At 58.6% G+C, this 3,404-nt stretch carries 3 protein-coding genes; all 3 read left to right on the top strand.

Annotated features, from left to right (window positions below; all coding sequences use genetic code 11):
- Positions 1–840: tRNA nucleotidyltransferase/poly(A) polymerase-related protein (locus AC2FNB_RS20805; RefSeq protein WP_496748648.1), on the top strand; the 840-nt coding region annotated here is incomplete at its 5' end.
- 185 nt (positions 841–1,025) lie between these two features.
- The gene (locus AC2FNB_RS20800; RefSeq protein WP_480750090.1) at positions 1,026–2,864 is read left to right on the top strand and encodes an ABC transporter ATP-binding protein; all 1,839 of its coding nucleotides are present in this window, start codon (positions 1,026–1,028) and stop codon (positions 2,862–2,864) included.
- The coding region (locus AC2FNB_RS20795; RefSeq protein ID WP_496748647.1) for an ABC transporter transmembrane domain-containing protein at positions 2,861–3,404 on the top strand (544 nt) is incomplete at its 3' end. The genes AC2FNB_RS20800 and AC2FNB_RS20795, both read left to right, overlap by 4 nt.

Below are 3,404 nucleotides of genomic sequence, written 5' to 3'. Positions count from 1 at the left end.
TATTCCGATACGGTCGAAGAGGACGCTGCACGCCGCGATTTCACCATGAACGCGCTTTATGCGCGGCCCGATGGAACCATTATCGACCCGCTTGGAGGATTGTGCGACCTGCAGGCGCGACGGGTAAGATTTATTGGCAAAGCCGAGGATCGTATTCGCGAGGACTATTTGCGCTCTCTGCGCTATTTCCGGTTTCATGCCTGGTATGGCGACGAGGAGGGGGGCTTCGACCCCGAGGCAATGTCGGCCATCGGAAGCGCTCTGGATGGTTTGGAGAAGCTGTCGCGTGAGCGGGTTGGAGCGGAATTGATGAAACTTCTGGCTGCGCCCGATCCGGCGCCTTCGGTTGCCGCAATGCGGATCACTGGCGTTTTGGGCCGCGTGCTGCCTGGCGCGGATGATCGCGCGCTTGCGCCCCTCGTGGCGATCGAAGCTCAGGCCGGGATTTCTCCAGATCCGGTAAGGCGTCTTGCGGGGCTGGGGCAACAGGCGATGGTGTCGACACTGCGATTGAGCAAGGCGCAGATGCAGCGCCTGACCCGTATGCATGATGCGGCGACAAATGCAGCTTCACCGGCCGAACTTGGGTACAGATACGGGTGGCAGGGCGGCATGAATGCCCTACTGCTGAGATGCGCGTTCCTGGAACGGCCATGGACACCCGATCTGGATGAGGCGCTGAAAACCGGAATGAATGCGCAGTTTCCGATCAGGGCGCGGGATCTGATACCTGACTATCAAGGCCCCGCGCTGGGCGCGAAACTGGCCGAGTTAGAGACGGTTTGGATCGACTCAGGTTTTACGCTGGGGCGAGATGAGTTACTGTCCCGGACGCGATAGTTCCTAAGGGGGTGACAGGCTGGTATCTTTCCGGCTAGGGTGCGCCTGTCACATGGATGGAGGAATGCGAATGTACTTCGGGATCTGGTTCACCTGAATCTGGAACGAACGACCCCGTGAGGGTGGTGTTCCGACACTGCCTTGTTTCGCATTTCTGATCTGACGGCTCAATTGGAGCACCGCCCATGTTTCGATATTTCGAAGATCTCGTTGACCCATTTGTTCCCTATGCCGAGAGGGACGTGCCGCCGACGCAGCTTTGGCCTTTCCTTCGCGACTATTCGCAACCGTTCCGCCGGGTGTTTGTTTTGGCGGCGCTGATGTCGGTGATCGTGGCCGCGGTCGAGGTTGTGCTGATCTTTTACATGGGGCGGGTTGTAGACCTGATGGGCGGTACGCCCACCGAGGTCTGGGATGCGCACGGGACCGAGTTGTTGCTCGTCGGTGCGTTCATCTTGCTGTTTCGTCCCTTACTGCATGTGGTTGATGTGCTGCTGCTAAACAATGCGATCCTGCCGAACTACGGCACGCTGATCCGTTGGAGGGCGCACAAACACGTCTTGCGGCAGTCGGTTGGCTGGTTCGAAAACGATTTTGCAGGACGCATTGCCAACAGGATCATGCAAACGCCGCCTGCTGCAGGAGAGGTGGTCTTTCAGGTTTTCGATGCGATCTCGTTTTCACTGGCCTATGTAATCGGAGCGGCAATTCTGCTCATGGCGGCTGATGTGCGGCTGATGGTTCCATTGCTGATTTGGTTTGTTCTGTACGGGTTTCTGGTGCGCTGGACGATCCGGCGTGTTGGTCCTGCGTCCAAATTGGCATCGGATGCACGTTCAACTGTGACCGGGCGGGTGGTAGACAGCTATACCAACATCCATTCAGTCAAGATGTTCGCGCATGACGATCATGAACTGGATTATGCGCGGGAGGCGATCGAGGAAACGCGACGCACATTCCAGGTCGAGATGCGGATTTTCACCGTGATGGATACAGTTCTGGTGACGCTCAACGGCCTGCTGATTGTGGGCGTTGTCGGCTGGGCCATTGCGCTGTGGATGCAGGGGCAGGCCTCGGTCGGGGTGGTTGCGGCGGCGGCGGCGCTGACGTTGCGCCTGAACGCCATGACCGGTTGGGTCATGTGGGCAATGACAAGTTTTTTCCGCCAGCTTGGCGTTGTGGCCGAAGGGATGGAGACGATTGCGCAACCTATTGCGCTGGTCGATGCACGGGATGCCAGACCGTTGCAGCTAAGCGACGGGCGGATCGAATTGCGGAACCTATCGCATCATTACGGACGCGAGGCCGGTGGCCTTGACCGTCTGAACCTGACCATCGAACCGGGTGAAAAGATCGGTTTGATCGGGCGGTCCGGGGCGGGAAAGTCAACGCTGGTCAAACTGCTTTTGCGGTTCTACGACTCTGATCGGGGGGCAATTCTGATCGACGGCCAGGACATCGCGAAAGTGACGCAGGACAGTCTGCGTCGCCATATCGGGATGGTCCAACAGGACAGCGCGTTGTTGCACCGGTCGGTGCGTGACAACATTCTTTATGGCAAACCAAACGCCTCGGAGGCCGAGGTTATCGCGGCGGCAAAGCAGGCCGAGGCGCATGAATTCATCCTTGATCTCGAAGACCCGCAGGGTCGCAAGGGCTATGACGCGCATGTGGGGGAGCGGGGCGTCAAGCTGAGCGGAGGGCAGCGGCAGCGGGTTACGCTGGCGCGGGTGATCCTGAAAGATGCGCCGATCCTTCTCTTGGATGAGGCGACGTCTGCCCTAGATTCAGAGGTTGAGGCAGCGATTCAGGATACGCTTTACGGCATGATGCAGGGCAAGACAGTTATTGCGATTGCACACCGGTTGAGCACTATTGCGCAGATGGACCGCATTCTGGTGCTGGACCGCGGTCGTATCGTCGAACAGGGGGCGCATAGTGACTTACTGGCGCAGGGGGGGCTTTATGCTCAGTTCTGGGCGCGACAGTCTGGCGGCTTCCTGAATCCTGAGGCTCCAGAATGAGAATTGCCGACCTGATCGAACCATTCCATCAACCGGAAACGCCCCCACCACAAACGCTGGGGGCGTTCATCCGATGGTGTCTGGCGGGCGCTTGGCCCGCGCTGTTTCTGGCGGCGTTCTTTTCGGCTGCGGGTGGCGCGATGGAGGCGGCCACAGCCTGGATACTGGGTCGGGTTGTCGACACGGCGGTCAACAGTGGGCCCGAAGCTATCTTCAGTGTAAGCAACGTTGCACCCATTCTCGGGGCGGCGGCGTTTTTCATGCTGCTCCGGCCGGCTGTGGCCGGGCTTTCGTCGGTGCTGAACAACTATGTCGTCATGCCCAACATTCAGCCACTCGTTTTGTCCAAGCTTAACCGGTGGACGCTTGGGCAATCGGTGACTTATTTCGACGATGATTTTGCGGGCCGGATTGCTCAGAAACAGATGCAGACCTCCAGCGCTCTGACATCCGTTGTATCAGACGCGATCAGTGCCGTGGTGTTTGCGCTGGCCTCCTTGGTTGGATCATTAGCCTTGTTAGGGTCTATTCATCCGTTGG

The organism is Ruegeria sp. BHSB058, from assembly GCF_059613285.1.
Note: the sequence above shows the minus strand (reverse complement) of the source record. Positions and strands in the feature narration are given on the sequence as shown.

Bases quoted from the DNA above. Each gene is read 5' to 3' on its own strand.
- AC2FNB_RS20800 (WP_480750090.1), top strand. From the start codon at position 1,026: ATGTTTCGATATTTCGAAGATCTCGTTGACCCATTTGTTCCCTATGCC.